The sequence below is a fragment of the Propionicimonas sp. genome, assembly GCF_049840635.1.
Classification (GTDB): domain Bacteria; phylum Actinomycetota; class Actinomycetes; order Propionibacteriales; family Propionibacteriaceae; genus Propionicimonas.
The window spans coordinates 337,967-361,826 of the sequence record NZ_JASGKL010000004.1 but is presented as its reverse complement, the minus strand read 5'-3'; the positions used below and the strand labels follow the sequence as shown (position 1 = coordinate 361,826).

Annotated in this window: 23 protein-coding genes and 1 tRNA gene; 7 read left to right on the top strand and 17 right to left on the bottom strand. The window is 69.6% G+C overall.

What is annotated here, in order from left to right:
• Positions 1 to 12 precede the first annotated feature (12 nt).
• The 7 genes from ptsP to tig all read right to left on the bottom strand — a co-directional run bounded on the left by ptsP (position 13) and on the right by tig (position 7,436).
• Entirely contained in the window at positions 13 to 1,707 is a 1,695-nt protein-coding gene (ptsP, locus tag QM779_RS01900; RefSeq protein ID WP_428530774.1) for a phosphoenolpyruvate--protein phosphotransferase, read from the bottom strand.
• Between the two features lie 4 nt (positions 1,708 to 1,711).
• The gene (locus QM779_RS01895) at positions 1,712 to 1,981 is read right to left on the bottom strand and encodes an HPr family phosphocarrier protein (RefSeq protein WP_428530771.1); all 270 of its coding nucleotides are present in this window, start codon (positions 1,979 to 1,981) and stop codon (positions 1,712 to 1,714) included.
• A 176-nt stretch (positions 1,982 to 2,157) separates the two neighbouring features.
• Complete coding sequence (gene clpX, locus QM779_RS01890; RefSeq protein WP_428530768.1) at positions 2,158 to 3,450, bottom strand: ATP-dependent Clp protease ATP-binding subunit ClpX; 1,293 nt, start codon at positions 3,448 to 3,450, stop codon at positions 2,158 to 2,160.
• Between the two features lie 79 nt (positions 3,451 to 3,529).
• Positions 3,530 to 4,189, bottom strand: a complete 660-nt coding sequence (locus QM779_RS01885; protein WP_428530765.1) for an ATP-dependent Clp protease proteolytic subunit — start codon at positions 4,187 to 4,189, stop codon at positions 3,530 to 3,532.
• A gap of 8 nt (positions 4,190 to 4,197) precedes the next feature.
• Positions 4,198 to 4,791 carry an ATP-dependent Clp protease proteolytic subunit gene (locus QM779_RS01880; RefSeq protein WP_428533024.1) on the bottom strand — a complete coding sequence of 198 codons (594 nt, stop codon included), beginning with the start codon at positions 4,789 to 4,791 and terminating at the stop codon, positions 4,198 to 4,200.
• A gap of 177 nt (positions 4,792 to 4,968) precedes the next feature.
• Positions 4,969 to 5,817, bottom strand: coding sequence for an endonuclease domain-containing protein (locus tag QM779_RS01875; protein WP_428530762.1), 849 nt, complete (start codon positions 5,815 to 5,817; stop codon positions 4,969 to 4,971).
• 269 nt (positions 5,818 to 6,086) lie between these two features.
• Positions 6,087 to 7,436 (bottom strand): trigger factor, encoded by a 1,350-nt coding sequence (gene tig, locus QM779_RS01870; protein ID WP_428530759.1) that lies wholly within the window; start codon positions 7,434 to 7,436, stop codon positions 6,087 to 6,089.
• Between the two features lie 147 nt (positions 7,437 to 7,583).
• On the opposite strand from tig, the gene QM779_RS01865 reads away from it, so the two are divergent.
• Positions 7,584 to 7,654: transfer RNA gene (locus QM779_RS01865), tRNA-Gly, on the top strand.
• Positions 7,655 to 7,695: 41 nt separating this feature from the next.
• Here the strand turns inward: QM779_RS01865 and QM779_RS01860 are convergent.
• Both QM779_RS01860 and QM779_RS01855 read right to left on the bottom strand, forming a co-directional pair.
• Positions 7,696 to 8,679, bottom strand: coding sequence for a zinc-binding dehydrogenase (locus tag QM779_RS01860; RefSeq protein WP_428530756.1), 984 nt, complete (start codon positions 8,677 to 8,679; stop codon positions 7,696 to 7,698).
• Positions 8,680 to 8,681: 2 nt separating this feature from the next.
• Positions 8,682 to 9,164 (bottom strand): MarR family winged helix-turn-helix transcriptional regulator, encoded by a 483-nt coding sequence (locus QM779_RS01855; protein WP_428530753.1) that lies wholly within the window; start codon positions 9,162 to 9,164, stop codon positions 8,682 to 8,684.
• Between the two features lie 22 nt (positions 9,165 to 9,186).
• On the opposite strand from QM779_RS01855, the gene QM779_RS01850 reads away from it, so the two are divergent.
• From QM779_RS01850 to QM779_RS01835, 4 genes are all read left to right on the top strand, one after another.
• A complete protein-coding gene (locus QM779_RS01850) occupies positions 9,187 to 10,452 on the top strand; it encodes a multidrug effflux MFS transporter (RefSeq protein ID WP_428530750.1) in 1,266 nt (421 codons plus the stop codon).
• Positions 10,453 to 10,679: 227 nt separating this feature from the next.
• Positions 10,680 to 11,192 carry a MarR family winged helix-turn-helix transcriptional regulator gene (locus tag QM779_RS01845; RefSeq protein WP_428530747.1) on the top strand — a complete coding sequence of 171 codons (513 nt, stop codon included), beginning with the start codon at positions 10,680 to 10,682 and terminating at the stop codon, positions 11,190 to 11,192.
• A gap of 2 nt (positions 11,193 to 11,194) precedes the next feature.
• Positions 11,195 to 11,491: a DUF2218 domain-containing protein gene (locus tag QM779_RS01840; RefSeq protein WP_428530744.1), complete on the top strand. Its 297-nt coding sequence runs from the start codon at positions 11,195 to 11,197 to the stop codon at positions 11,489 to 11,491.
• Positions 11,492 to 11,565: 74 nt separating this feature from the next.
• A complete protein-coding gene (locus QM779_RS01835) occupies positions 11,566 to 12,456 on the top strand; it encodes a LysR family transcriptional regulator (RefSeq protein WP_428530741.1) in 891 nt (296 codons plus the stop codon).
• A 7-nt stretch (positions 12,457 to 12,463) separates the two neighbouring features.
• On the opposite strand, the gene QM779_RS01830 is transcribed toward QM779_RS01835, so the two are convergent.
• The 8 genes from QM779_RS01830 to QM779_RS01795 form a co-directional block, all read right to left on the bottom strand.
• Positions 12,464 to 13,462: an ABC transporter ATP-binding protein gene (locus QM779_RS01830; protein ID WP_428530738.1), complete on the bottom strand. Its 999-nt coding sequence runs from the start codon at positions 13,460 to 13,462 to the stop codon at positions 12,464 to 12,466.
• Positions 13,459 to 14,451, bottom strand: coding sequence for an ABC transporter ATP-binding protein (locus QM779_RS01825; RefSeq protein ID WP_428530735.1), 993 nt, complete (start codon positions 14,449 to 14,451; stop codon positions 13,459 to 13,461). The genes QM779_RS01830 and QM779_RS01825 overlap by 4 nt, the downstream gene beginning before the upstream one ends.
• Positions 14,452 to 14,461: 10 nt before the next feature.
• On the bottom strand, positions 14,462 to 15,358 hold the full coding sequence (locus QM779_RS01820; protein WP_428530732.1) for an ABC transporter permease: 897 nt from the start codon (positions 15,356 to 15,358) through the stop codon (positions 14,462 to 14,464).
• Positions 15,355 to 16,353, bottom strand: a complete 999-nt coding sequence (locus QM779_RS01815) for an ABC transporter permease (protein ID WP_428530729.1) — start codon at positions 16,351 to 16,353, stop codon at positions 15,355 to 15,357. Before QM779_RS01815 ends, QM779_RS01820 begins: the two co-directional genes overlap by 4 nt.
• A gap of 22 nt (positions 16,354 to 16,375) precedes the next feature.
• The gene (locus tag QM779_RS01810; protein ID WP_428530726.1) at positions 16,376 to 17,464 is read right to left on the bottom strand and encodes a hypothetical protein; all 1,089 of its coding nucleotides are present in this window, start codon (positions 17,462 to 17,464) and stop codon (positions 16,376 to 16,378) included.
• Between the two features lie 75 nt (positions 17,465 to 17,539).
• Positions 17,540 to 19,189, bottom strand: coding sequence for an ABC transporter substrate-binding protein (locus QM779_RS01805; RefSeq protein ID WP_428530723.1), 1,650 nt, complete (start codon positions 19,187 to 19,189; stop codon positions 17,540 to 17,542).
• 155 nt (positions 19,190 to 19,344) lie between these two features.
• On the bottom strand, positions 19,345 to 20,082 hold the full coding sequence (locus QM779_RS01800; protein WP_428530720.1) for an SDR family NAD(P)-dependent oxidoreductase: 738 nt from the start codon (positions 20,080 to 20,082) through the stop codon (positions 19,345 to 19,347).
• Positions 20,079 to 20,708 carry a nuclear transport factor 2 family protein gene (locus QM779_RS01795; protein ID WP_428530717.1) on the bottom strand — a complete coding sequence of 210 codons (630 nt, stop codon included), beginning with the start codon at positions 20,706 to 20,708 and terminating at the stop codon, positions 20,079 to 20,081. Before QM779_RS01795 ends, QM779_RS01800 begins: the two co-directional genes overlap by 4 nt.
• Before the next feature lie 282 nt (positions 20,709 to 20,990).
• Here QM779_RS01795 and QM779_RS01790 point away from each other — a divergent pair, with 282 nt between their 5' ends.
• Together QM779_RS01790 and QM779_RS01785 are read left to right on the top strand one after the other, a co-directional pair.
• The gene (locus QM779_RS01790) at positions 20,991 to 22,328 is read left to right on the top strand and encodes a DUF222 domain-containing protein (RefSeq protein ID WP_428530714.1); all 1,338 of its coding nucleotides are present in this window, start codon (positions 20,991 to 20,993) and stop codon (positions 22,326 to 22,328) included.
• Positions 22,329 to 22,583: 255 nt separating this feature from the next.
• Positions 22,584 to 23,807: a tetratricopeptide repeat protein gene (locus QM779_RS01785; protein ID WP_428530711.1), complete on the top strand. Its 1,224-nt coding sequence runs from the start codon at positions 22,584 to 22,586 to the stop codon at positions 23,805 to 23,807.
• The last annotated feature ends 53 nt before the right edge of the window (positions 23,808 to 23,860 follow it).

Below are 23,860 nucleotides of genomic sequence, written 5' to 3'. Positions count from 1 at the left end.
CCTCCGTCGCCGTCAGACCAGGTCGCGCAGGACGGGGTCGGCCATCGCGAGCACGGCCGACTTGGCCTCCTCGGCGTTCGTGCCGGCCCGGGCCGCTGCGGCCATCTGCTGGCACTGGGTGAGCGTGTGCAGGCCGAGCGCCGTCCGGACGGCGGGCACCTTGCCCGGAGCCATCGAAAGGCTGGACACACCGAGCCCGGCGAGCACGAGGGCCAGCGCGGGGTCGCCGCCCGCCTCACCGCAGACGCCGATCGGCTTGCCCATCAGCTGGCCGCCCTCGCACGCGAGTGCGACCACGTCCAGCAGTGCCGGCTCCCAGGGGTCGAGCAAGGCGGCGAGCTCGCCCTGCATCCGGTCGGCCGCCATCGTGTACTGCGACAGGTCGTTGGTGCCCAGGGACGCGAAGTCGACGTGGTAGAGGATGCCCTTGCTGCGGATCGCCGCCGCCGGCACCTCGATCATGATCCCGACCTTCGGCAGGCCCAGCGCCCGCACCCGCTCGGCGAACCACATGGCCTCGGCCTGCGTGGCGATCATCGGCGCCATCACCCGCACGTCGGCCTTGGTCGCCTGGTAGGCGGCGGCGAGCGCCTGCAACTGGGTGTCCAGCACGTCGGTCCGGATCATCCCGAGCCGAATCCCCCGCCGACCGAGCGCCGGGTTCTCCTCCGGGCCGAGGTCGGCGAACTTCAGGGGCTTGTCCGCGCCCGCGTCGAGGGTGCGGACGACCACGCGGCGGTCACCGAAGGCCGTGAAGACCTCGGTGTAGGTCGCGGTCTGCTCCTCCAGCGTCGGCATGGTGTCGCGGTCGAGGAAGAGGAACTCGGTGCGGAACAGCCCGACGCCCTCGACGGGCTGCGCGGCGGCCTTGTGGGCGTCCGCGGCGGTGCCGATGTTGGCCAGCAGCGCGACCGGGTAGCCGTCCTTGGTCGCGCCGTTGCCGGTGCCACCGGCGAGCGCGGCAGCCCTGCGCCGCTTGCGCTCGGCCAGCAGTTCGACCTCCTGCTCGGACGGGTTGACCGTGATCTCCCCCACCCCGCCGTCGAGCGCGACGGTGGTGCCGGAGGGCACCTTCAGGATCCCTGCGGCCTGCACGACGGCGGGAATACCCAGCTGGGACGCGAGGATCGCGGTGTGGCTGGTCGGGCCGCCGGCCTCGGTGATGATCCCCAGGCAGGTATCGGTGGTGAGCGTCGCGGTCTCGGCCGGCGCGAGGTCGTGCGCGGCGAGGATCGACGGTTCGGTGAGCGTCGGGACGCCCGGCTCGGGCTGGCCGAGCAGCCGGGCGACCGCGCGGTCGCGCACGTCGCGCAGGTCGGTGACCCGCTCGGCCATGTAGCCGCCCAGGGCGGTGAACATGGCGCAGATCTCCTCGACGGCGTCGGTGACGGCCGTGGTGACACCCTTGCCCGCCTGCAGCTGGCCGTCGATGCCGGCCGCCAGCCCCGGGTCGCGCGCCATCATGGCGCCGGCCTCGAGGATCGGGCGGGCGTGGTCACTGGCCACCGCCGCGCGGGCCTCCAGGCCGGTCGCGACGCCCTCCAGGACGCCGTGCACGGTCGCGGAGGCGGCGGCGGCGTCCGTCGTCGCGGGCTCGTCGGCCGGCGGCTTCGGGGGCGGCGTCACCACCACCAGCGGACCGACAGCGGTGCCGGCGCTGACACCGATGCCGTGGAAAGTGGAGTGCAGCTCGGTGTCACCGCTCATCGGACTACTCCGCGTCGAGGTCGCGCGAGAGCAGCTCCACCAGCGAGTCGAGGGCGGCGTCCGCGCCCTCCCCCTCGGCGGAGAGCGTGACGGTCTCACCGTTCTTCGCACCGAGCGCCATCACCATCAGGATGCTGCGCGCGTCCACCGGGTTGCCGCCCTCCTTGGCGATCTTGATCGGCAGGCCCGTGGCCGTGGCTGCCTGGACGAACAGCGAGGCGGGACGCGCGTGCAGACCGACGGACGAGGCGATGCTGACTTGGCGGGTGGCCATGGGGGTCTCCTTCTGACGGACGTCGGTGTCGACGGGTTCCACAATGGCACAACGACGAGGTCGGCTGCGACTCCTCGTGGGCATTGATCAGGAGATTCGTTTCCGGCCCCCAGGCAGGGGCACGCGTGCGAACGACCCGGACGCGGAGCCGCGTTCCGGGTCGTCGGGCGAGGCCGTCAGGCGCTCTTGTCGCGCCGCTCCGAGCGGGCGAGCTGGGCCCTGCTGACGAGCTGCGGGACCGCGCCGTCATTGACGACGTCGGCGCCGACGACGACCTGCGCCACGTCGTCGTCGCTCGGCACGTGGTACATCACGTTGAGCAGGATCTCCTCGAGGATCGAGCGCAGGCCGCGCGCGCCGATGCCACGACGCAGCGCCATCTGCGCGATCGCCTCGATGGCGTCGTCGGTGAACTCCAGGTCGACACCGTCCAGCTCGAACAGCTTGCGGAACTGCTTGATCAGCGCGTTCTTGGGCTCGACGAGGATCCGGACCAGCGACTCGGCGTCCAGCTGCTCGACGGTGGAGATCATCGGCAGGCGTCCGATGAACTCGGGGATCAGGCCGAACTTGTGCAGGTCCTCGGGACGGACCTCCGCGAACGGGTTCAACGTCTTCGGCCTGCGCACGGCGGCGTCGTTGTTGAAGCCCAGCGGACGCTTGCCCACGCGGGCGTTGATGATCTCCTCGAGCCCGGCGAACGCCCCGCCCACGATGAACAGGATGTTCGTCGTGTCGATCTGGATGAACTCCTGGTGCGGGTGCTTGCGGCCGCCCTGGGGCGGCACGGACGCGGTCGTTCCCTCCAGGATCTTCAGCAGCGCCTGCTGGACGCCCTCACCGGACACGTCACGCGTGATCGAGGGGTTCTCCGACTTGCGGGCGACCTTGTCGATCTCGTCGATGTAGATGATGCCGGTCTCGGCCTTCTTGACGTCGTAGTCGGCGGCCTGGATGAGCTTGAGCAGGATGTTCTCGACGTCCTCGCCGACGTAGCCGGCCTCGGTGAGCGCGGTCGCGTCCGCCATCGCGAAGGGGACGTTCAGCATCCGCGCCATGGTCTGGGCGAGATAGGTCTTGCCGCAGCCGGTGGGGCCGATCAGCAGGATGTTGGACTTGCCGAGCTCGACCAGCTCGTCGTCCGCGATCCGGCGGCCGGGGGTGGCGGCCTGCGCCTGGACACGCTTGTAGTGGTTGTAGACCGCGACGGAGAGGGCCTTCTTGGCCGTCTCCTGGCCGATCACGTAGGAGTCGAGGAAGGAGCAGATCTCCTTGGGCTTGGGGAGCTCGTCGAGGAGGCCCGCGTCGCTGGTCTCTGCGAACTCCTCCTCGATGATCTCGTTGCACAGGTCGATGCACTCGTCGCAGATGTACACCCCGGGGCCTGCGATGAGCTTCTTCACCTGCTTCTGGCTCTTCCCGCAGAACGAGCACTTCAGCAGGTCCGAGGTCTCGCCGATGCGTGCCACGTCGTGCGCCCTTTCCGTCCGTGTATCCACCAACCCTAACCCGGCCGTCCCCACCTGGGCAGGGAGGCCGGGCGCGAGGTCAGCGGGATGCGTCCTTGAGTGAGGTGAGGATGTCGTCCACGATGCCGTACTCGACGGCCTCCTCCGCGGTCAGGTACTTGTCCCGCTCGATGTCGGTGCTGACCTTCTCCACGGGCTGGCCCGTGCTGTCGGCGAGCATGCCCTCCATCAGCGACCGGATCCGCAGGATCTCCCTGGCCTGGATCTCCAGGTCGGAGGACTGGCCGTAGCCGCCCTCGGTGGCCGGCTGGTGGATCAGGATCCGGCTGTTCGGCAGCGCGAGCCGCTTGCCCTTGGTGCCCGCAGCGAGCAGGACGGCCGCGGCGGAGGCGGCCTGGCCCAGGCAGACGGTCTGCACGTCCGGCTTGATGTAGCGCATCGTGTCGTAGATCGCGGTGAGCGCCGTGAACGAGCCGCCGGGCGAGTTGATGTACATGCTGATGGGACGCTCGGGGTCCATCGACTGCAGGCAGAGCAGCTGGGCCATCACCGCGTTGGCGATGTCGTCGCTGATCGGCGTGCCGAGGAAGATGATCCGGTCCTCGAACAGCTTGGTGTACGGGTCGACGCGGCGGATGCCGTAGGACGTCCGCTCCTCCCACTGGGGGATGTAGTAGTCCATGCTCGGCCCGGCCGGGGCCAGTCCCCCGTCCCGGAGAGCGCTGGGCAGCGTGTTCATCTGGGTCCTCACTGGTTCGGGGCGGCGGTCTTGATCTGCGAGGCGCGCTCGTAGACGTGGTCGATGAAGCCGTAGTCGAGCGCCTGCTCCGCGGTGAACCAGCGGTCGCGGTCGGAGTCCTTCTCGATCTGCTCGACGGTCTGCCCGGTGTGCTCGGCGATCAGCGAGGACATCGTCTTCTTGATGTGCAGCGACTGCTCGGCCTGGATCCGGATGTCGGAGGCGGTGCCGCCGAGGCCACCGGACGGCTGGTGCATCATGATCCGGCTGTGCGGCAGCGCGAACCGCTTGCCCTTCTGGCCGGCCGAGAGCAGGAACTGCCCCATGGACGCCGCCAGCCCCATCGCCACCGTCGCGACGTCGTTCGAGATCCACTGCATGGTGTCGAAGATCGCCATGCCGGAGTCGACCGAGCCGCCCGGGCTGTTGATGTAGAGGTAGATGTCCTTGACCGGGTCCTCGGCGTTGAGGAGCAGCATCTGCGCGCAGATGGCGTTCGCGTTCTCGTCGCGGACCTCGGACCCGAGGAAGATGATCCGGTTGGCGAGCAGTGCCTGGTAGACGTTGTCGGTCATCCCGATGCCGCCGGCGCCGGCGGCCATCGACAGGCCGCGCTCAATGGCTCGATGTTCGTTCACGCAGGCGAACCTACCCGCTCCCTGTGCCATTTCCGTGGCGTTTCCCGTGCTGTTCGCTGTCGGCGCACGGGTGACGCGATCCCGCCACTCTCCCCGTCCCGCCCTGCCCACCCGTCACGTTTCTGCGCTTCCGGGGCAGGATCACGTCAGCGCGATCGCCGCCTGCACCAGCTGGAGGACGAGGAACGGCTCGTCCATGAGCATCTGCCACGTGATCCGCAGCACTCGGAAGCCCTCGGTCACCAGGAGGTTCTGTCGCCAGCGGTCGTTCTCGAACCGGAGGTGGTCGGTGTGGATCTCCTTGCCGTCGAACTCGATCACCAGCCGCAGCTCCGGGAACCAGATGTCCGGGAACAGCAGGACCTGGCCGAGGCGGAGCGGCTCGTTCGCCACCCAGCCGGTGATCCCTGCGCCGAGCAGCAGGTCCTGCAGGCGGGCCTCGGCGAACGACCAGGGGTTCCGGATCGCCTGCGTCGCGATCCGCCTTCGCTCGGGGTTGCCGTGCGTCCCGTCGAAGGTGGGGAGGGCAGCCGCGAGGTCGGCCGGTGTGACGAGGCGCCGACGAAGGAAGTCGAAGGCGGTCTCACCCCGATCGGTGGACGCGAGCTCGAGGCACGCGTACGCCGGTGTCACCGTCCTGACGCCGTGGAAGCGGCATCGGAACTCCCGCGGCACCGACCCGCGCGCGACCTTCAGCCAAGGGACGGGCGCGTCCCGGTTCGGTGAGCGGAGCTCGACGGGCATCGACACGCTCGTGCCGCTGAACAGCTCGATCGCCGTTCGCGCGTGCACCACACCGGGCGACGACCAGGCGGAGACGGCCCGGAGCCGCGTCACGGGGTCGTCGTCGAGGCCCTTTCGCACGAAGACACCGGGCAGGACGGGCACGAGCAGCCCGTCCGCGGCGGCGCGCTGGATGGTCCGCGCGCTGTGAGGGTGTTCCCGGAGCGCCAGGACGGGTGAGGAGGCGAGGAGGTCATCGATCCGCATGCCCCCACCCTCGGCAACCGGGCGCTGGAGCGCTCAGCCGATGCGGCCGCCTGTGGATGACGGAGGGGCTGTGGAAAACCAGGCGTGACGCGATTCTGCCGCTGGGGGCCTGAGAGGTGGCAGGAGAGTCGGGAAGGACGCGACGAGCGGCGGGATCACGTCAGGGCCGGCGGCCCTCGCCGGGAACCGTCAATACGATCACCACCAGAACCGGTGGGAAACGCGACGGCGCCGCCACCTCGCAGGGTGGCGGCGCCGTCGGAAGCGACCTACTCGGCCTCGGGCTCCTCGGCGGGAGCGGTGGGGGCGAGGCCGACCACGTTGCCGTCGGTGTCGGTGACCTTCGCCTCGGCGACGATCAGGCCGAGCGCCTTGTTGCGGCGGATCTCCTGCATCCACGCGGCCACGTGGTTGTGCTCCATCATGTGCTGCGCCTCCTGCTCGGGAGACGTGCCGTTCTGCGCGGCCTTGCGAACGAGCAGCTCGGAGAGGTCGGCCTGCTCGACACCCACCTCGGCGTCATCGGCGACCTTGTCGAGGATCAGCTGGGCCCGGAGGCTGCGCTCGGTCGACTTCTCGATCTCGGCCCAGAACTCCTCGGGGGTGTCGGACTCCTCCTCCTCGGCCTGCTCCAGGTAGCGCTCGAGGGTGAGGCCCGCGCGCTGCAGCTGCTCGGTGATCTGCTCCTTGCGGGCGGCCACCTCGGCCTCCAGCACGCGCTCGGGAACCTCGAAGTCGGTGGCGTCGACCAGCGCCTCGAGGACCTTGTCGCGTCCGTTCGAGACCTGCTCGGACGCGGCCATCTGCTCGACGGCCTTCGTCAGGTCGGCGCGCATCTCCTCGACGGTGTCGAACTCGGAGATGAGCTGGGCGAAGTCGTCGTCCACCTCGGGGAGCTTCTGCTCGGAGACCTTGCTCACGGTCACGGTGATGTCGGCCGGCTCGCCCTCCAGCGGGCCACCGACCAGCGTGGACGCGAACTCGGCGGACTCGCCGGCGCTCAGGCCGGTGACGGCGGCGTCGAGGCCGTCGATCATGCCGCCGGTGCCGATCACGTAGGTGACGTCGTCGGCGGTCGCGTCCTCGAGGGTCTCGCCGTCCCGCTTGCCGACGAGGCTGATCGTGACCTGGTCGCCCTCGGCGGCCGCACGGTCGACCTCGGTGGTGGTGGCGAAGCGCTGCTGCAGCATCGAGATTCGCTCGTCGACCTCGTCGGCGACCGCGCGCTGCGGCTCGACGGTGGCGGACAGGGTGGAGAAGGCCGGCACGGTGAACTCGGGGCGGACGTCCACCTCGGCGGTCAGCTCGACGACGTCACCGTCCTCGAGCTTGGTGATCTCGACCTCGGGCTGGCCCAGCGGGATGACGTTGGCCTCGGTGACGGCGGCCTCCAGGGCGCTCGGCCACGCGTGCTCGATGGCCTCCTGGAGCACCATGCCCCTGCCGAACCGCTGGTCGATCACCAGGTTCGGCACCTTCCCCTTGCGGAAGCCGGGGATGGTGACCTGCTTGGCGATCTCGCTGTAGGCCTTTTCCAGGTGCGGCTTGAGGTCGGCGAAGGGGATCTCAACGGTGAGCTTGACCCTCGAGGGGCTGAGCTGTTCGACGGTGCTGGGCAATGCAGGCTCCTGATCGGACGTAGACAGACCTGCCAATCCTAGCTAGGCCGACGAGGTTGGTCATATCGGACGCGGGCAGGGCCTCGTCCCCGGCCCCGGGCGCCGTGTCCGCGACCGCACCGGGAGTCCGTTAGTCTTGGGGATCGCGCGGATGTAGCTCAATGGCAGAGCCCCAGCCTTCCAAGCTGGTCATGCGGGTTCGATTCCCGTCATCCGCTCTCAGGAGGGCCGGCGCGAGCCGGGCCCGTCCCCCCACACCTCACCCGAGCGCGACGACCAGCTTGCCGCGGACGTGGCGTCCGGCGAGGTCGGCCAGCCCGGCGGGCAGTTCGTCGAAGGCCAGCACGCGCTCGACCATCGGGTCGAGCCGGCCGTCGGCGACGAGGGCGAGCAGCGCCTCCAGGTCGGTGGCGAGGTGGCGCACCGCCCGGGCGTCGCCGTGGGCGTGGGCAGCGCCGAGGGCGATGTCGTGGATGGACGGGGCGATCGTGAACGATTCGATGGCGGACAGGTCCGCGTGGCCCGCGATGCAGGCAATGCCCCCGCCGAACGCCAGCAGGCCGAGGTTCGCGGTCGCGGAGTCGCCGCCGAGGGTGTCGACGACCCCGTCCACACCGCGTCCGTCGGTGAGCGCGCGGACGCGGGCCGCGACGTCCTCGTTGCGGTAGTCGACCACGTCGCTCGCCCCGAGGACCCGCACCCGGTCGTGGTTGGCCGCGGACGCCGTGCCGATCACCCGGGCGCCGGCGAGCGCAGCCAGCTGGACGGCGAAGCCGCCGACACCGCCGGCCGCTGCGGTGACGAGCACGGTCTGCTCGGCGTCGAGCCGCAGCCTGCGCACCACGGCCTGGTAGGCGGTCATGCCCGCGCAGGGCAGCGCCGCCGCGGCGATCGCGTCCACCCCTTCCGGCACGCGGGCGACCGTGCGCGCGTCCGCGACCACGAGGTCGGCGAGGCAGCCGGGACGACGCAGGTCGCCGTGGTTGGCCACGCGGTCGCCGACGGCGAAGCCGGACACGTCCGCCCCGATCGCGTCGATGACCCCGGCGACGTCGAGGCCGGGCACGTGCGGCCAGGTCCAGGCGGGGTCGCCGTCGCCGAGGGCGAGCCACGCGTCCACGGGGTTCAGCCCGACCGCCTCGACGCGGATCCGGAGTTCGCCCGGCCCCGGCGCGGGCGCCGGCACGTCAGCGATCTCCAGGTGGTCGAACGACCCGGGCGCGGTCAGCGTCCATGCCCTCATCGTCAGCGTCCTTCCTTCGGGTTCGAGGGAACGCCCGCGGCGGCCTCCAGGTCGTGGTCGAGAGCGGCCAGCAGGGACGTGGCGGCGGCCAGGCCGGCGGCATCGTCCAGCATCGGCGCCAGCAGCTGTACCCAGTACCGGCGCTTGCTGGCGAGGTTCTCGCGGGCGAACGCCGTCGGCTCGACGCGGACGCTGCGTCCGTCGTCGGGGTCGACCTCGCGCCGGATGAAGCCCTTCGCCTCGAGGTCGCGCAGGGCCGCGCTGGTGTTGCTGCTGCGCAGGCCGAGGCGGGCGGCGATCCGGGACGGGGTGGTGCCCGGCTCGGCGTCGATGTGGCGCATCACCATCGCCTCCAGCGGGCTCAGTGGTACCGAGCCCACGTCGGCGTGGTCCAGCAGCGACAGCCGCCGGGAGACGCTCAGCACCAGTTCGGCCAGTCGTGCCGGCAGCTGGTCGGCGTCGGTGACGGGCTCAGCCTTACTCATGAACTTATGCTACCATAGCTATGTGAGCATAGCTTTATCCGAGAACGCGGCAGGTTCCCGCACGTCGAACCCCACCATCACCCCCAGCCTGCTGGTCACCCTCGCCCTGCTGGCCGCCGCCGCGCCCTTCGCGATGGACCTCTACCTGCCGGCGTTCCCCTCGATGGTGGGCGACCTGTCCACCACGGCGACCGGCGTCCAGCTGTCCCTGACCGCGTTCATGATCGGCGCGGGGCTCGGCCAGGTCACCTTCGGCCCGTTGTCCGATCGCGTCGGACGCCTCCGTCCGCTGCTGTGGGGCACGGCGATCTACGTGGTCGCCAGCGCCGCAGCGGCGCTGGCGCCGACGGTCGTCCTGCTGGTGGCCGCACGGCTGGTCCAGGGCTTCGCCGGCGCTGCGGGCATGGTGATCGGACGGGCGGTCATCTCCGACCTCGCCCGCGGCCAGGCGGCCGCCCGCGCGTTCAGCCTGATGATGCTCGTCGGCGGCGTCGCTCCGGTCGTCGCGCCCGTTGCCGGCAGCCTGCTCACCGGCGTGATCGGCTGGCGCGGACTGCTCTGGATCGTCGCGGGACTCGGCGCCGTCTCGCTGGTGGCGTCCGTCGTGTTCATCCGGGAGACGCTGCCCGCGGCCACCCGCGAGCACCGGCGTGCGACCCAGGCGAGCCCCGGCGTGGGCGTCCTGCTCAACCGCCGCTTCCTCGGCAACGCGCTGGCCTTCGCCTTCGCGTTCGCCACGATGATCGCCTACATCTCGGCCTCGCCGTTCCTCTTCCAGGACCTGATGGGCATGAGCGAGGTCACCTACGGCCTGGTGTTCGGCCTCAACGCCCTCGTGCTCATGGTCACCGGGGGACTGTCCGCGCGCCTCGCCGGGCGCTTCCACGCCGTCCAGCTCGCCCGGACCGGCCTGCTCGCGAACCTCGGCGCCGTCGTGGCGATCGCCGCCCTGGTGATCACCGGGGCACCGCTGATGTGGCTGCTCGCGCCGATCCTGGTCGCGGTCGCGTCGCTGGGCTTCGTGCTCGGCAACACCACGGCGCTCGCCCTCGACCAGGTGGCGGGGGCGACCGGACTCGGCTCGGCGGCGCTCGGGCTGATCCAGTTCGGCCTGGCCGGCATCGTCGCCCCGCTGGTCAGCATCGCGGGCACTGCCACCGTGGTGCCGCTGGCCGCCACCATGCTCGTCGCGTCCCTCGCCGCCAACCTGGCGTTCCACCTCGCCGGCCACCGGGTCGAGATCGCCCCGGCCGTCCGACCCGCCCTCGAACCCGTCGAAGCCGACTGACGCCGCCCGTCCACCACAAGGTGGACGGATAGCCGCGAGTACGCCGCACAACCGTCCACTTTGATGCGCGACCGGGACCCGTCCACTACAAGGTGGACGGAAACGCGTGAACTCACCGCAGAACCGTCCACCTTGAGGCGCCAGCACTGCCACGATCTGCGGTGATGCAGATATGATTCGATGACAAAACGATCTCGGAGGAGATCCCCCACGGCAACAGGAGCGCGATGAGCGGGACGAGCACACGCCAGGAGCAGGTGGTCGACGTGTCGCTGCTGGCGGACGCGTCCGAGTTCTCGGCCCTCGTGCGCAACGTGTGGCGGGCGCTGGTCCGGGTGACCCGCGCGGCCGAGCACCTGCCCGAGTTGCCCGAGTCGCAGGTGGACGCGCTGCGCGCGCTCGCCCAGGCCGGCGAACTCACGCCGGGGGCGCTGGCCGAGGAGCTCCGGCTGGCGCGTCCGACGGTCAGCAACCTGGTCCGCGACATGGTCGCGGGCGGGCTGGTGGAGCGCCGTCGGTCCTCCGTGGACGGACGTTCGGCCATCCTCGTCCCGACGCCTCGGGCGGTCGGAATCCTGGACCGGTTCGCCACCGCGCGGGTGGACCTGGTCGCCTCGATCCTCGCCCGGCTGGAGCCGGGCGACCTGCACGCCATCCAGGGGGCGATCCCCGCCCTGCGCCAGCTGCTGGCCGAACTCGACACCGAACTGGCCGAACGCGGCCGCACCGAACAGGAGTGACCATGACCATCCTCAGCACCGGCACGGTGGCCACCGACCGCCCGGCCCGCTACGGCAAGCAGCTCACCGCCCATCTGTCCCGGCGCCACGGCGGCGAGTGGGACGAGGACGCCGCCACCGGCTGGATCAACTTCGGCGACGGACGCGCAGTGCTCACCACCGCCGACGGCGTCCTGACCATCACGGTCGACAGCCCCGACGAGGAGACCGCGGGCCGGATCGAGGAGGTCATCGAGCGCCACCTCGTCCGGTTCGCCACCCAGGACGAGCTGGCCGTCAGCTGGGCGCGCAGCGCCTGAGAGCAGACCCGGGCCACTGACTAGAGTGGACCACCACGGCCGATGGGGGCCGGCGCCACCGAAGGGGGTGACGGGTGAGAGTCGAGTACCTCGCCGAACTGGCCGACCTGGCCGAGACACTGAGCTACGCCGAGACCGCGGAACGCAACCTGCTCAGCGAGTCGTCGCTCTCCCGGCACATCAAGGCCCTGGAGGACGAGCTCGGGGTCACCCTGTTCGAGCGGACGTCCCGGCGCGTCCGGCTGACCAGGCAGGGCGAGCAGCTCCTGCCGTACGCGCGGCAGATCCGGCAGCTGTGGAGTGAGTACCAACACGCGCTGCGGGACAGCAAGTCCGCCGACCGCGCCTCGGTGACAATCGCGTCCAACTACTACATCGGGGACCTCGTGTCGGCGTTCTGCGCGCACCACCCCGACGTGGCCGTGCGGCAGCTCGCGCAGGACAACACCAGTGCCCAGCTGCTCTCGCTGGTGGGCAGGGGCGAGTGCCAGTTCGCCGTCGCGATCGACCCGCCCCCGACCGACGAGGTGGATTCGATCATCATCACGGTCGACTCCTACGTCGCCGTGCTGCCGGAGAGCCATCCGCTCGCCGGAGCGGAGAGCATCTCCCCCGCACAACTCGCCGGCGACCACTTCATCTCGTTCAAGGTCGACACCGAGGGCGACCGCAAGATCAGGGACATCTGCCGGGGCGCCGGCTTCCAGCCGAACATCATCTTCTCCGCCGACGTCGGGTCAGCGATCGCCCAGTTCGTCAAGGACGGCCTGGGCGTCACCTTCCTGCAGTCGAACACGATCGCGAAGATGGATCCGCGCGGTGTCGTCTGCGTCGCCCTCGAGCCGCCGACCCAGATCAGCGTCCGACTGTGCTGGAAGGCGCGGACGCCGCTCCCTGCGCCGGCGCTCGCCTTCCTCACCTATGTCAGGGCCCAGCTGCCGACCTACCGCAGCCGACTGGCCTGAGGCCACGTCAGCTGATCTCCTCCAGCCGGCAGCAGGCGACCTTGTGGCCGGGGCTGACCTCACGGAGCACCTGCGGCTGGGCGCACGCCTCAGTGGCGAACGGGCAGCGCTGCGCGAACCGGCAGCCCGGCTTCGGGTCCACGGGCGAGGTGATCTCGCCCTTCAGCGGTATCCGGGTCGGGGGGTTGGTGATGTCCACGGAAGGAATCGCCGACAGCAGCGCCCGCGTGTAGGGGTGCAGCGTCCGCTCGAACAGCTCCTTCGCGGGGCTCAGCTCGACGACCTGGCCCAGGTACATCACGCAGATCCGGTCGGAGATGTGCCGGACAACGCTCAGGTCGTGGGTGACGAAGAGGTAGGACACCCCGGTCTGCTCGCGCAGGTCGACCAGCAGGTTCAGCACCTGCGCCTGGATCGACACGTCCAGCGCGGACACCGGCTCGTCGCAGACCACGAACTCGGGGTTGAGCGCCAGCGCCCTCGCGATCCCGACCCGCTGCCTGCGCCCGCCGTCCAGCTCGTGCGGGTAGGCCTGCCGCAGCCGGTCGTCGATGCCGACCAGGCTCATCAGCCGGGCGGCCTCCTCCTTCGCCTGCTTCCCGGAGTACTCGCCGGACCGCCGCAGCGGCTCCACGACGGTGGACGCGACGCGCTGCCGCGGGTTGAGGGAGGAGTAGGGGTCCTGGAACACAATCTGCATGTGGTTGCGCGCCTCGCGGAGCTTCCGGCCGCCGGCGTCGGCGATGTCGTCCCCGTTCAGCAGGATCTCGCCCTCGGTGGGCTTGAGCAGGCGGATCATCGTGCGGCCGAGCGTGGACTTGCCGCAGCCCGACTCCCCCACGACGCCGACCGTCTCGCCCTTGGCGACGGAGAGGTTCACGTCGTCGACGGCGTGCAGCGTCCCGTTCGCGACCGGGAAGTACTTCTTCAGGCCGCGCACCTCCATCACCGGCGTCGGCGCGACGGCCGTGGGCTGGGTGTCCACCGGGGTGGTCTCGGTCGTCATCGGGTGGCCTCCTCGGTGTGGATGCAGCGGACGGGGTGCCCCGGCGCGACCTCGACGAACCCGATCTCCCCTACCCGGCACTCGTCGGTGGCCAGCGCGCACCGCGGGGCGAAGGCGCAGCCGGGCGGCAGGTCGGTCGGGTCCGGCGGCATGCCGGGGATCGGGCGCAGCCGGCCGCCGTCGTCCATCGCGCTGGGCAGCGCGGCGAACAGCCCGATCGTGTACGGGTGGGTGGGGTGCAGGAAGATGTCCTCCCGCGTCCCCTGCTCGACGATCCGCCCCGCGTAGATGATCGCGACGTCCTCGGCCACCTGGGCGACGACGCCGAGGTCGTGGGTGATCAGCAGCATGGCCGTGTGCAGGCTGTCGCGCAGTTCGATGATCAGGTCGAGCACCTGCGCCTGGATGGTCACGTCGAGCGCCGTCGTGGGCTCGTCGGCGAGGATCAGGTCGGGACGGCAGGCCAGCGCCATCGCGATCACCACGCGCTGCTTCATTCCGCCGGAGAACTCGAACGGGTACTGGTCGAGCCGGCTGGCGGGGATCCCGACGAGTTCGAGCATCTCCCCCGCCCGCACCCTCGCGTCCTTCTCGGACAGCTTCGTGTGCAGCCGCAGGCCCTCGACGATCTGCTGGCCCACCGTCATCAGGGGGTTCAGCGCGGTCATCGGGTCCTGGAAGATCATCGCGATCCGGCCGCCGCGGACGTGGACCATCTTCTCCTCGGGCAGGCCGAGCAGTTCGGTGCCCTCCAGGTCGATCTCGCCGCCGAGCACCTTCGCCGGCGGGTCGGGGAGGATGCCGAGGATCGAGCGGGCGATGGTCGTCTTGCCCGCGCCGGTCTCGCCGACCAGGGCGAGGGTGCGGCCCTTCTTCAGGTCGAGGGAGACCCGGTTGACCGCCTGCACGGTCTTCTTCCCCGAGGTGTAGATCACCTCCAGGTCGCGCACCGTCAGCAGGACGTCGGTCGGGGCTTGCGTGGTGGTCATCATCGGCTCCTCACGCCCGCAGCTTGGGGTCGAGGGCGTCGCGCAGGGCGTCGCCCATCAGGTTGATCGACAGCACGGTGAGGGCGATCACCAGGCCGGGGAACATGATCAGGTAGGGGAAGTTCAGGATGTGTGAGCGGCCGTCGGCCAGCAGGGCGCCCCATTCGGGGGTGGGCGGCTGGACGCCGAGTCCGATGAAGCTCAGGGACGCGGCCATCGTGATCATGGTGCCCACGCCCATCGTGAGCTGGACGATCAGCGGCGAGACGACGTTCGGCAGCAGGTGCCGGAACATGATGCTCATCCGCGAGCAGTTGATCGACTCGGCCGCCTCCAGGTACTCCGCCGACCGCTCCCGCAGGATCTGGCCGCGGATCAGCCGGACGAAGATCGGCACCTCCCCCACGGCGAGGGCGATGACGGTGTTGAAGAAGCCGGCCCCGAACGCCGCCGAAACCATGATGCACAGCAGCAGCGAGGGGATGGACGACCACACGTCGATGGCCCGCATGATCAGGGTCTCGGTGCGTCCGCCGAAATAGCCGGCGAAGCTGCCGATGAAGGCACCGACGACGCAGGAGAGCAGGGACGCGGCGAGGCCGAGCGAGAGCGAGTACTGGCCGCCGTACAGGATCCGGGTGAGCAGGTCCCGCCCCAGCGCATCCGTGCCGAACCAGTGCTGGCGGCTGGGCGGGGCGAACAGGTGGGTGAGGTCCATCTGGTTGACGCCGTAAGGCGCGATCACCGGAGCAAGGACCGCGCTCAGCACGATCACGAGGAGCAGCACGGTGCCGACCTTGCCGCCGGGGCTGCGCCACATCCGCTGGACGGTCTCGACGAACATCGAGGACCCGAACTTCTGCTTCTGCACAGGTAGCGTCACCGCGTCCGCGGTCTGCGTCGTCATGCCTTTACCTCCTGGAGGCGGGCCGGTGCGGGGATCCGCAGGGCCTTCTTCTTCCGGGTGCCGCCGCCCGAGTAGCGGGCCTTGATCCGCGGGTCGACGAACGCGTACGCGAGGTCGACGACCAGCATGGCGACCGCGGTGAACACCGCGAAGAACAGGACGCTGGCGCGCACGGCCGGGTAGTCGCGGGCGTTGATTGCGCTGAGCATGTAGACGCCCACCCCCGGGATGGCGAACACGGTCTCGATCACCGGCGCGCCTGCGACGATGCGCGAGAAGCCGGAGCCGACCGAGGTGATGATCGGGGTGAGCGCGTTGGGCAGCATGTGCGCGCGGACGACCACGTCCTCGCGCTGGCCCTTGGCCCTGGCCGTGGTGACGAAGTCCTCCCTGAACACCTCCAGGATGCTCGAGCGGGCCTGCCGGGCGTTGACGGCGATGCCGGGGAGCGCGGCGCAGATGATCGGCATGATGTAGTACTGCGGTCCGCCGATGCCGTAGGCCGGCAACCAGCCGAGGATCTTGGAGAACAGCACGATCATCATCAGCGCGACCCAGAAGTCCGGCGCGGAGATGAACAGCATGGCCACCGACATCGAGGTGGAGTCCTGCCACCGGCCCTCGTGCGTCCCGGCGAAGATGCCGAGGGCGAGTCCGATCACGAGGTTGAGGACCATCGCTGAGAGGCCGATGATCAGCGTCCGCGGCATCCGGGTCAGCAGTTCGTCGAAGACCGGGACGTGGTACAGCCAGGAGATCCCGAAGTCGAACCGGATGAACGTGTTGTAGAAGTACTGGCCGAGCTGGACCAGGTAGGGCTGGTTGAGACCCAACTGTTCGCGGTAGGCGGCGACCTCCGCGTTGGTCGCGCTCGACCCGAGGAGTTGGCGCGCCGGGTCGCCGGGCGTGAAGTAGAGGATCGTGAAGATCACGAACGCGGTCGCCAGGATGATGAAGACCATCGACAGGCAGCGCCGCAGGATGTACCTGGTCATGGGTGAACTCCTCCTGATCGGCCTACGCTACGGCGACGGTGGCAGCGGCGGACACGCCGTCGAGGGCGACGGGTGCATGGACGCTGGCGCCGGTCGCGGTGTCCCTGCGGAAGTGGCGCAGGAAGTCCCAGATGATTGGGGCGTGGTACTTCGTCTGCGCGTGCGGCAGCCCGACGCCGGCGACGAAGCGCGCGACGGCCACGCCGTTCTCGCCGAGGAAGTCGCCGAACAGCCAGTCCAGGCCCTCCATCGAGGCCGTGAAGGTCTGGTCGAAGTCGAAGCCGAAGGCGCTCTTCACCGGGTCGGGGCTCTCCTCGACCAGCGCGCGGGACTCCTCCATGGTGATCGGCTCGTAGCCGGACACCTTCGCGATCTGCTTCATCCAGATGTTGAAGTTGGCGAAGTGCTTGGCCTTGGTGAGGGGGTAGCGGTCGCCACCGTCCATGGTCCCCCCGACACAGATCATCGGCAGCTGGACGGGGAGGTTCTTCGCGTAGGAGTCGGGGTCGGCGAACCAGCGTCCCTTCGCGAAGAGGTTGCCGCCGGGGTCCGGCGAGACCGCGGCGAGGATGTCGGGGTAGGCGCAGGCGAGGACGCCGGTCGCGTCCGAACCGGCCGAATAGCCGACCGCGTAGATGCGGGAGTCGTCCACGGGGTAGCGGTCGCGGACCGCGGCGAGGATGCGCGGGAACTCGCTCTCGACGCCGTCGTTGGACGGGCCGAGGTTCCACGGGCAGACCGCGATGAACTTCTGGCTGCCGGCGAGCTCGGGGAATCCGTTGGTCTCGCACAGGTTGATCGGCTGCATGCCGCCGTGCGACACGTACACCAGCGCGTACGACTCGGACTCGTCGAGGTCGAGCGGGGTGAACACCGAGTACTTGCCGTCCGTGTCGGCGTCGAAGAGCTCCTTGCGGACGCCCCGCTGCTGCCAGTGGGCGAGCACCTCCGGGTGCATCTCGTCGTCGGGATGGCGGTAGTAGATCTCCTGCATCCGGGTGGCGTTGCGCCCGGCGACCGACGCGTCAAACGCTGCCTGGTCGAAGCCGGGCAGCGCCCAGGCGAACGCTGAGCCTCCGGCGGGTGCCCCGGTGGGCATGTACTGCGGCATGACTGGGTCCTTCGGTGGGTGGTGGGGCGGGACCGGGCCGGTCGGGCCGCAGGAGCGGCCCGACCGGCGACGGCATCAATCGAGGTAGTAGGTCGACGCGCCGGGCAGGAAGTGCTCGCCCTCACGCAGGTAGACCTGGCCGATCTTGGAGTTGTGCACGATGTTCAGCCGGGGGTAGACCACCGCGTACTGCAGGGCGTTCTTCACGATGTAGTCGTGCACGGCGGTCATGCTCGCGTCGTCGTGGGTCTTCACCGTGTTCGCTGCGGTGAAGAGCTGCTGCAGCTGGTCGTCCTTGAGGAAGCCGAGGGACATCCCGTTGCCGTACTCGGTGTTGCTCAGCGCCCGGTTCCACTGGCCCACCTGCGAGCCACCGCCGAGGGTGTTCAGGAACAGGTCCCAGGTGCCCTCCGCCGCGGCCGAGTTCGGCACCTGCGCGGTGTCGACCGACTTGATGTCGACCTTGAGCCCGACATTCACGAGGAACGACTGGATGATCGTGAGCAGGTTCTTGGCCGTCGCGTCGTTGCCGCCGAACAGCACCAGGGTCTGGCCGTTGTAGCCCGACTCCTTGATCAGTTCTTTGGCCTTGTCGGGGTCATAGGTGTTGAAGTAGGTCGGCGTCGTGTCCCAGGCCTTCACGTAGTCGGAGAAGAACGGCGTCCCGAACGCTGTCGCAGCGATCGTGGTGCCGGTGACCTGCGCGGCGGAGTTGTTGTCGATGGCGTAGAAGATCGCCTCGCGCAGCTTCTCGTTGTTGGTCGGGGAACTGCTGCTCATGTTGGGGGTGAGCGTGTAGAGCAGCGAGCCTGCGGTCAGCCACACGGAGTGCGTGTCGGCGTACTTGCCGCCCGAGGAGAACTCGGCCAGGTTCTCCGCAGGAACGTCCTCGGAGTAGTCGATGGTGCCGTTCTCGAGGGCGAGGACGTGCTGCGCCGGCTCGGCGATCACGTCGTACTCGATGGATTGGACGTTGGACTGCTGGCGGACGCTCATCGCGGACGCGTCGGTCTGCCAGTAGTCGTCGCGCGCCTCGAGGGTGACCTTCGAACCCGCGGTGAAGCCGGTCACCTTGTAGGGGCCGGTGCCGACCGGGCTGGTGGCGAAGTTGCCGGCCTCGTACGCCTTCTTGGAGAAGATCACCGTGCGGCACCACGGGAACTCGAGCTCGCCGACCTGGGTGATCGGGGTCTTCCACGTGTACTCGACCGTGTACTCGTCGATCTTCTTGACGCTGTCGAACATGTCGTACTTGAACGCCGAGCCCGCCTTGATCAGCTGCTGCGTGGAGAACACCACGTCGTCAGCGGTGATCTTGTTGCCCGCGCTGTCGGTGATGTAGTCGTACAGCGTGACGTCATAGTGCAGGTCGTCGACGACCTTGTAGCTCTTCGCCAGCCGCGGCACGTACTCGTTGTTGTCGAGGTCGAACAGCGACTCGTAGAAGTTGTGGTAGATCGCCGGCTTGCTGCCGGAGTTGACGTTGAACGGCAGCAGGTCCTGCGGGTCGGAGTCGATCCCCACCACGACCTTGCTGTAGCGGTCGGTGCTGGTCGCGACCTTCCGACTGGTGTCGACCGGCGACTGCGAGCCGGTGGGCAGCGCAGCGGCGCCCGCAGCGGGCGATCCGGTGGTTCCACCGGTTCCGGTCCCCTGGTCGCTGCAGGCAGCGACGGACAGGGCCAGACCGAGCGCCAGAGCGGCGACGGCGGCTTTCCTGAACATTGATCCATACCTCCTTGTAGGCACCGAGTGGCCGGGGCGCATCCCGCGGTGGATGGCTTCTGGCCAGGCACTTCATCGTCCCGATCGCGCCGGAACCCGAGCAAACCGTTTCGGGGCCCCAACGTTGCGGGAACCGGGACGATGACGCCGGGCGCCTACAGCGCGAGGTCGGCGATCCGCCGCCGCAGCGTGGCGCCGACCAGCGCGCGGGCGCCCGTGCCGACCATCAGCCGCAGCGGGGCCGGATCGAGCGCGAGGCTCGCGATCGTCCCGGCCGCGGCGTCCGCGAGTTCGGCCGCCGGCAGGTGGTTGGCCGGGTCCAGCTGTCCCCCGGTGAGCCGCTCGCCCCCGGGCTCCACGATGGTGAGGCCGACCCCCGTGCCGGCGAGCTCTGCAGCCGTGGCCTCGGCGAAGCCCTCGATCCCCCACTTGGTCGCGTGGTACAGCGCGTTCCCCGCCGTCGCCACCTGGCCGCCGTGGGAGGACACCTGCACGACCCGGCCGAAACCCTGGGCGAGGAGGTGCGGCACCGCGGCCCTGATCACGTTGATCGAGCCCCGAAGGTTGGTGCCGAGGAGCTCCTCGACGGCCTCGTCGGTCAGGTCGGTGACCGGGGCGTACAGCCCGTGCCCGGCGTTGCTCACGACCACGTCCACCGGCTCGGCGAACGCGGCGTCCATGAACGCGCGCACGCCGGCGGCGTCGGTGACATCGAGACGGACGGCACGGAACGCGTCCGGCCTGATCCCGGCGAGGTCCAGCGGACGCGCGGGGTCGCGCACGCCGCCGAGCACCCGGTCGCCGGCGGCCAGCGCCTGCAGCGCGAGCTGGCGTCCGAATCCCCCGCTGACGCCGGCGATCAGCCAGCGGCGGTGCCTCCGAGTACCGCTCATGACGCGGGTTGGCCAAGCGCAGAACCCTCGGCGAGCCAGGCATCGGCCTCGGCGTAGACGGCCCGGACCAGGTCGGGGCGGTCCACACCCGGCAGGTCGTCCGGCACGGTGTAGCCGGACTTCCGGTTCAGGTAGGTGAGGTGCCGGTAGGACGCCCGCGCTCCGCCGAGCAACTCCGCGTCGAGGTCCACCACCGCGCTGGGCACAACCGGGTCGACCCGGTCCTTGACGTAGATGCTGTCGAAGCTCGTCAGTCGCCACTCACCGGCGCGGCGCTCGAGCCGGCACAGGAAGCGACACCACGCAGTGAGGTCGCACTCGACACCTTCCAGCCGTGGGCGGATCAGGATCTGGCCGGGGCTCTCTACCCACGCCCTGGCGCCGAGCACCGACGCCCGAGTCGGGGAGATCGTGTGCATCCCGCTGCCACCCTTGGCCCGCTCGCGCGACATGGCGATGAACTCGTCGCTGGTGCCCGCGAACCACGTCACCCGCACCACGGCGCCCGGCCAGTACAGCCGCTCCATCCCGTCCCAGTCGCCCAGGTCGCGAGCGAGCCGCTCACGCCTCACGATCGAGAACAGCTCGGTCTCCAGGGCGAGCTCCGGCCCTCCTGCTGCATGCATGGTGTCTCCCACGACAGACGGGTTATTGATTTGGTGCCAAAACTACACCTAACGATGGGTGCGTGTTGGGCGGCCCGGTTGCGGACCGTGCCGTAGAGATCCCGGGTCAGGCCCGGGATGACACTGCAACGCCCCAGCCACCACTGTCATCCCGGGCTTGACCCGGGATCTGTCTTCCCGTCTGACGCTCAGGACTACGTATTCTTGTGCATTCTTCTGAATCACGCGGCTGGGCCGCCTTTTCGGGGAAGAAATGTCAGAGGCGGGCTGTAGCGTCGGATTATGGAAGCAGGGTTCGGGGAGCGCACGGACTGCGAACTGGTCGCCGTGATCGGTGCCGCCCTGGACGCGCTGACCGACGACCGGCTGCGGCTCCCGTCCGAGCCCGAACAGCTCGCGCTGGTCCAGGCCGCGGCTCGGCTGGAGGGCCGGCTGCACGCCTGGCTGGCCGGGCTCGCGGCGACCGAGGAGGCCGGCGAGGTCGCCTGGCATGAACACGGCACGTCCACCACCACCTGGCTGTCCGACACCCTGAACCTGACCCCCCGCGAGGCCGCCCGGCTCGTCGCGGGTGGCCAGGGCCTGGCCCGCTTCGACCAGGTCGGAGCCGCCGCCAGGGCCGGCGACGTGCTGCCCGGTCAGGCCGAAGCCATCACCGGCGTCCTCGACCTGCTGCCCGACGACCTGCCCGACGAATCCCGGTGTCGGGCGCAGGAACTGATGGTCGGGTTCGCCGAGAGCCACAACTCCACCGAGCTCCGCAGGCTCACCGGCCGGCTGGTCGAGGTGCTCGACCCCGACGGTGCCGAGGCCAGGGAGGCCGAGCGGCTCGAACGCGAGCACCAACTGGCGATGCGGAACCGCCACCTGGTGTTCACCCATGACGGGCACGGTTCGGTGTGGTTCCGCGGCAGCCTCCCGGTGGCGGAGGCGGAACCGTTCATCCGGATCATCGACGCCTACGCCGCCCAGGCCCGGCGCGGCCTCGACCGGCTCGACCCGAACACCGAACACCTCACCCCGGGGATGTGGCGGGCCGACGCCCTGCTCGCGATGGTCTCCCAGCACACCCAGGACGCGCTCGCGCCCAGCCACGGCGGCGACCGGCCGCGCATCGTGGTGACCCTGTCCTACGACAAGCTCGCGAAGGCGGCGTGCGACCACGGCATCCCCGCCGGGCAGGTCGTCGGATGCGGCGAACCCGTCCCCGCATCGGTGCTGCGCCGCTGGCTGTGCGACGCCGACATCCTCCCGATCGTCCTCGGCGGAGAATCCGAACCCCTCGACGTCGGACGCACCCAACGCCTCGTCACCCCACCCATCCGGGCCGCCCTCGAGGAACGCGACGGAGGCTGCGCGTTCCCCGGCTGCGACAAGCCACCGCGCGACTGCCACGCCCACCACATCGTTCCCTGGTGGGCGGGTGGGATGACGGCGCTGCAGAATCTCGCCCTGTTCTGTCCGCACCACCACGGCATCGTCGAACCCGGCCACGACCCCACCGCCGACCGGTGGAGCGTCCGCCTTCGAGCCGACGGCATCCCCGAGGTCCTCCCGCCGAAGCGCGTGGATCCCGGTCGAAAGCCGCGAGTGCATGCCCGATTCATCCTGAGGTGCTGACAAGCGCCACCGATGCAGGCCGACGGCCGCCCTGGGGCGGCGCTCTCTTCGTGGTGACGCATCTATTCCGCAATGGAATAAATGACGCCGGAATGCGAATCGACAGTCCGCAGAGGCCAGCCCTACCTTGGATTTGCCCGGCAAAGGGGATCACGGCGGCTGCATCGGATTAGCGCGCCCCCGATCTCATTCTCGCAATTTCTTCGATGAAGAGGATGAATTTTCATGGCTGATGTTCGACGCAGAGCTTTCGCAATGGCAGTAACGGGAGTGGTGCTGGGCGGGCTGGTGCTCGGTGGCTGCGCCTCCGCCACCGCCGGCGCCTCTGGAACCGCAGGTACCGCTGCGGCCGCACCCTCGACGGTTGCCAGCAGCGCCACGGCAGTGACGTGGGAGGTCCTGCAGGAGGACTTCGCACTGCACCCCGAGACCGACGGACTCAGTGCCGACCAGTTGTACGCGACGGGTAAGCAGTACGAGACCGGTGACGGTCAGGTCCAGTGGTACGGCATGGCTCAGGCCTACTACACCGCGGCGCAGGCCGCCGGCAACACCGACGCTGAAGCCGCGCTGAAGCGACTGGAGGATCACAAGGCTGAAGTCCTGGCAGCCAGCCCCGACGGCCAGGGAGCCATCTTTGACTTCTTCCGCGCCGGCGTGACAGCCGGACAGAAGGAGGACTACGAGGCGGCCTACGCGATCTTCCACGACGATGCGTTCTTCTTCCAGGACCCACTGTACCGGGGCCTCGGCAGCATCGCGGACCTGGTGCGGGACGGCAACGGGCGCGCCCAGGACATCAACCTTGCCACCGAGCTCTACCAGTACAGCGCCGAGACCCTCGGCAAGGGCAACGGCTGGACGAGCATGGGTCTGCTCTACGAGGCGGCAGATGGCACTTACCCTGGCATCACGCACAGCGACGACGTGGCACTCGCCTACTTCCTGCGCTCCTACGACAGCTCGCAGGTCAAGGAAACCGACTTCAAGGGCCCTCGCTACGCCGGCGACCTCTACGAGGCCGGCTACGTCCACGACGACAGCACGAAGGCCGCCCCTGATCCCGCTGCGGCCCTGGCCGCCTATCTCGTCGCGGCCAACGGCAATGGTCGGACGTTCGACGGGACATCCGCCTACAAGCTCGCGGTCCTCTACGACAAGGGCAGCGACGGTGTGGAACAGAACGACGCGGAGGCGCTGAAGTACTACGAGAAGGCGATCTCCGATCCGAACGTCCATGCCACGATGCTGGGAATCCCGCAGACCTACCTGGCCCTCGGGGAGTTCTACGAGAAGGGCAGGGGCACCACTGTCGACCTGGCCACGGCGAAGAAGTACTACAAGCAGGCTCTGGACGCTGCCGACGAGAACCTCGCCCTGAAGGAGGCAGCGGGAAGCAAGGACGCGCAGGCGGTCCACGATGAGGCCACTGCAGCACTGAAGCGGCTCGCGGCGGGAACCGGCCAGAAGAACGGGTAGCCCGCTCATCGCGCTGAGGTGGGGCTTGACCAGCCCCACCTCGGCGCGACCCC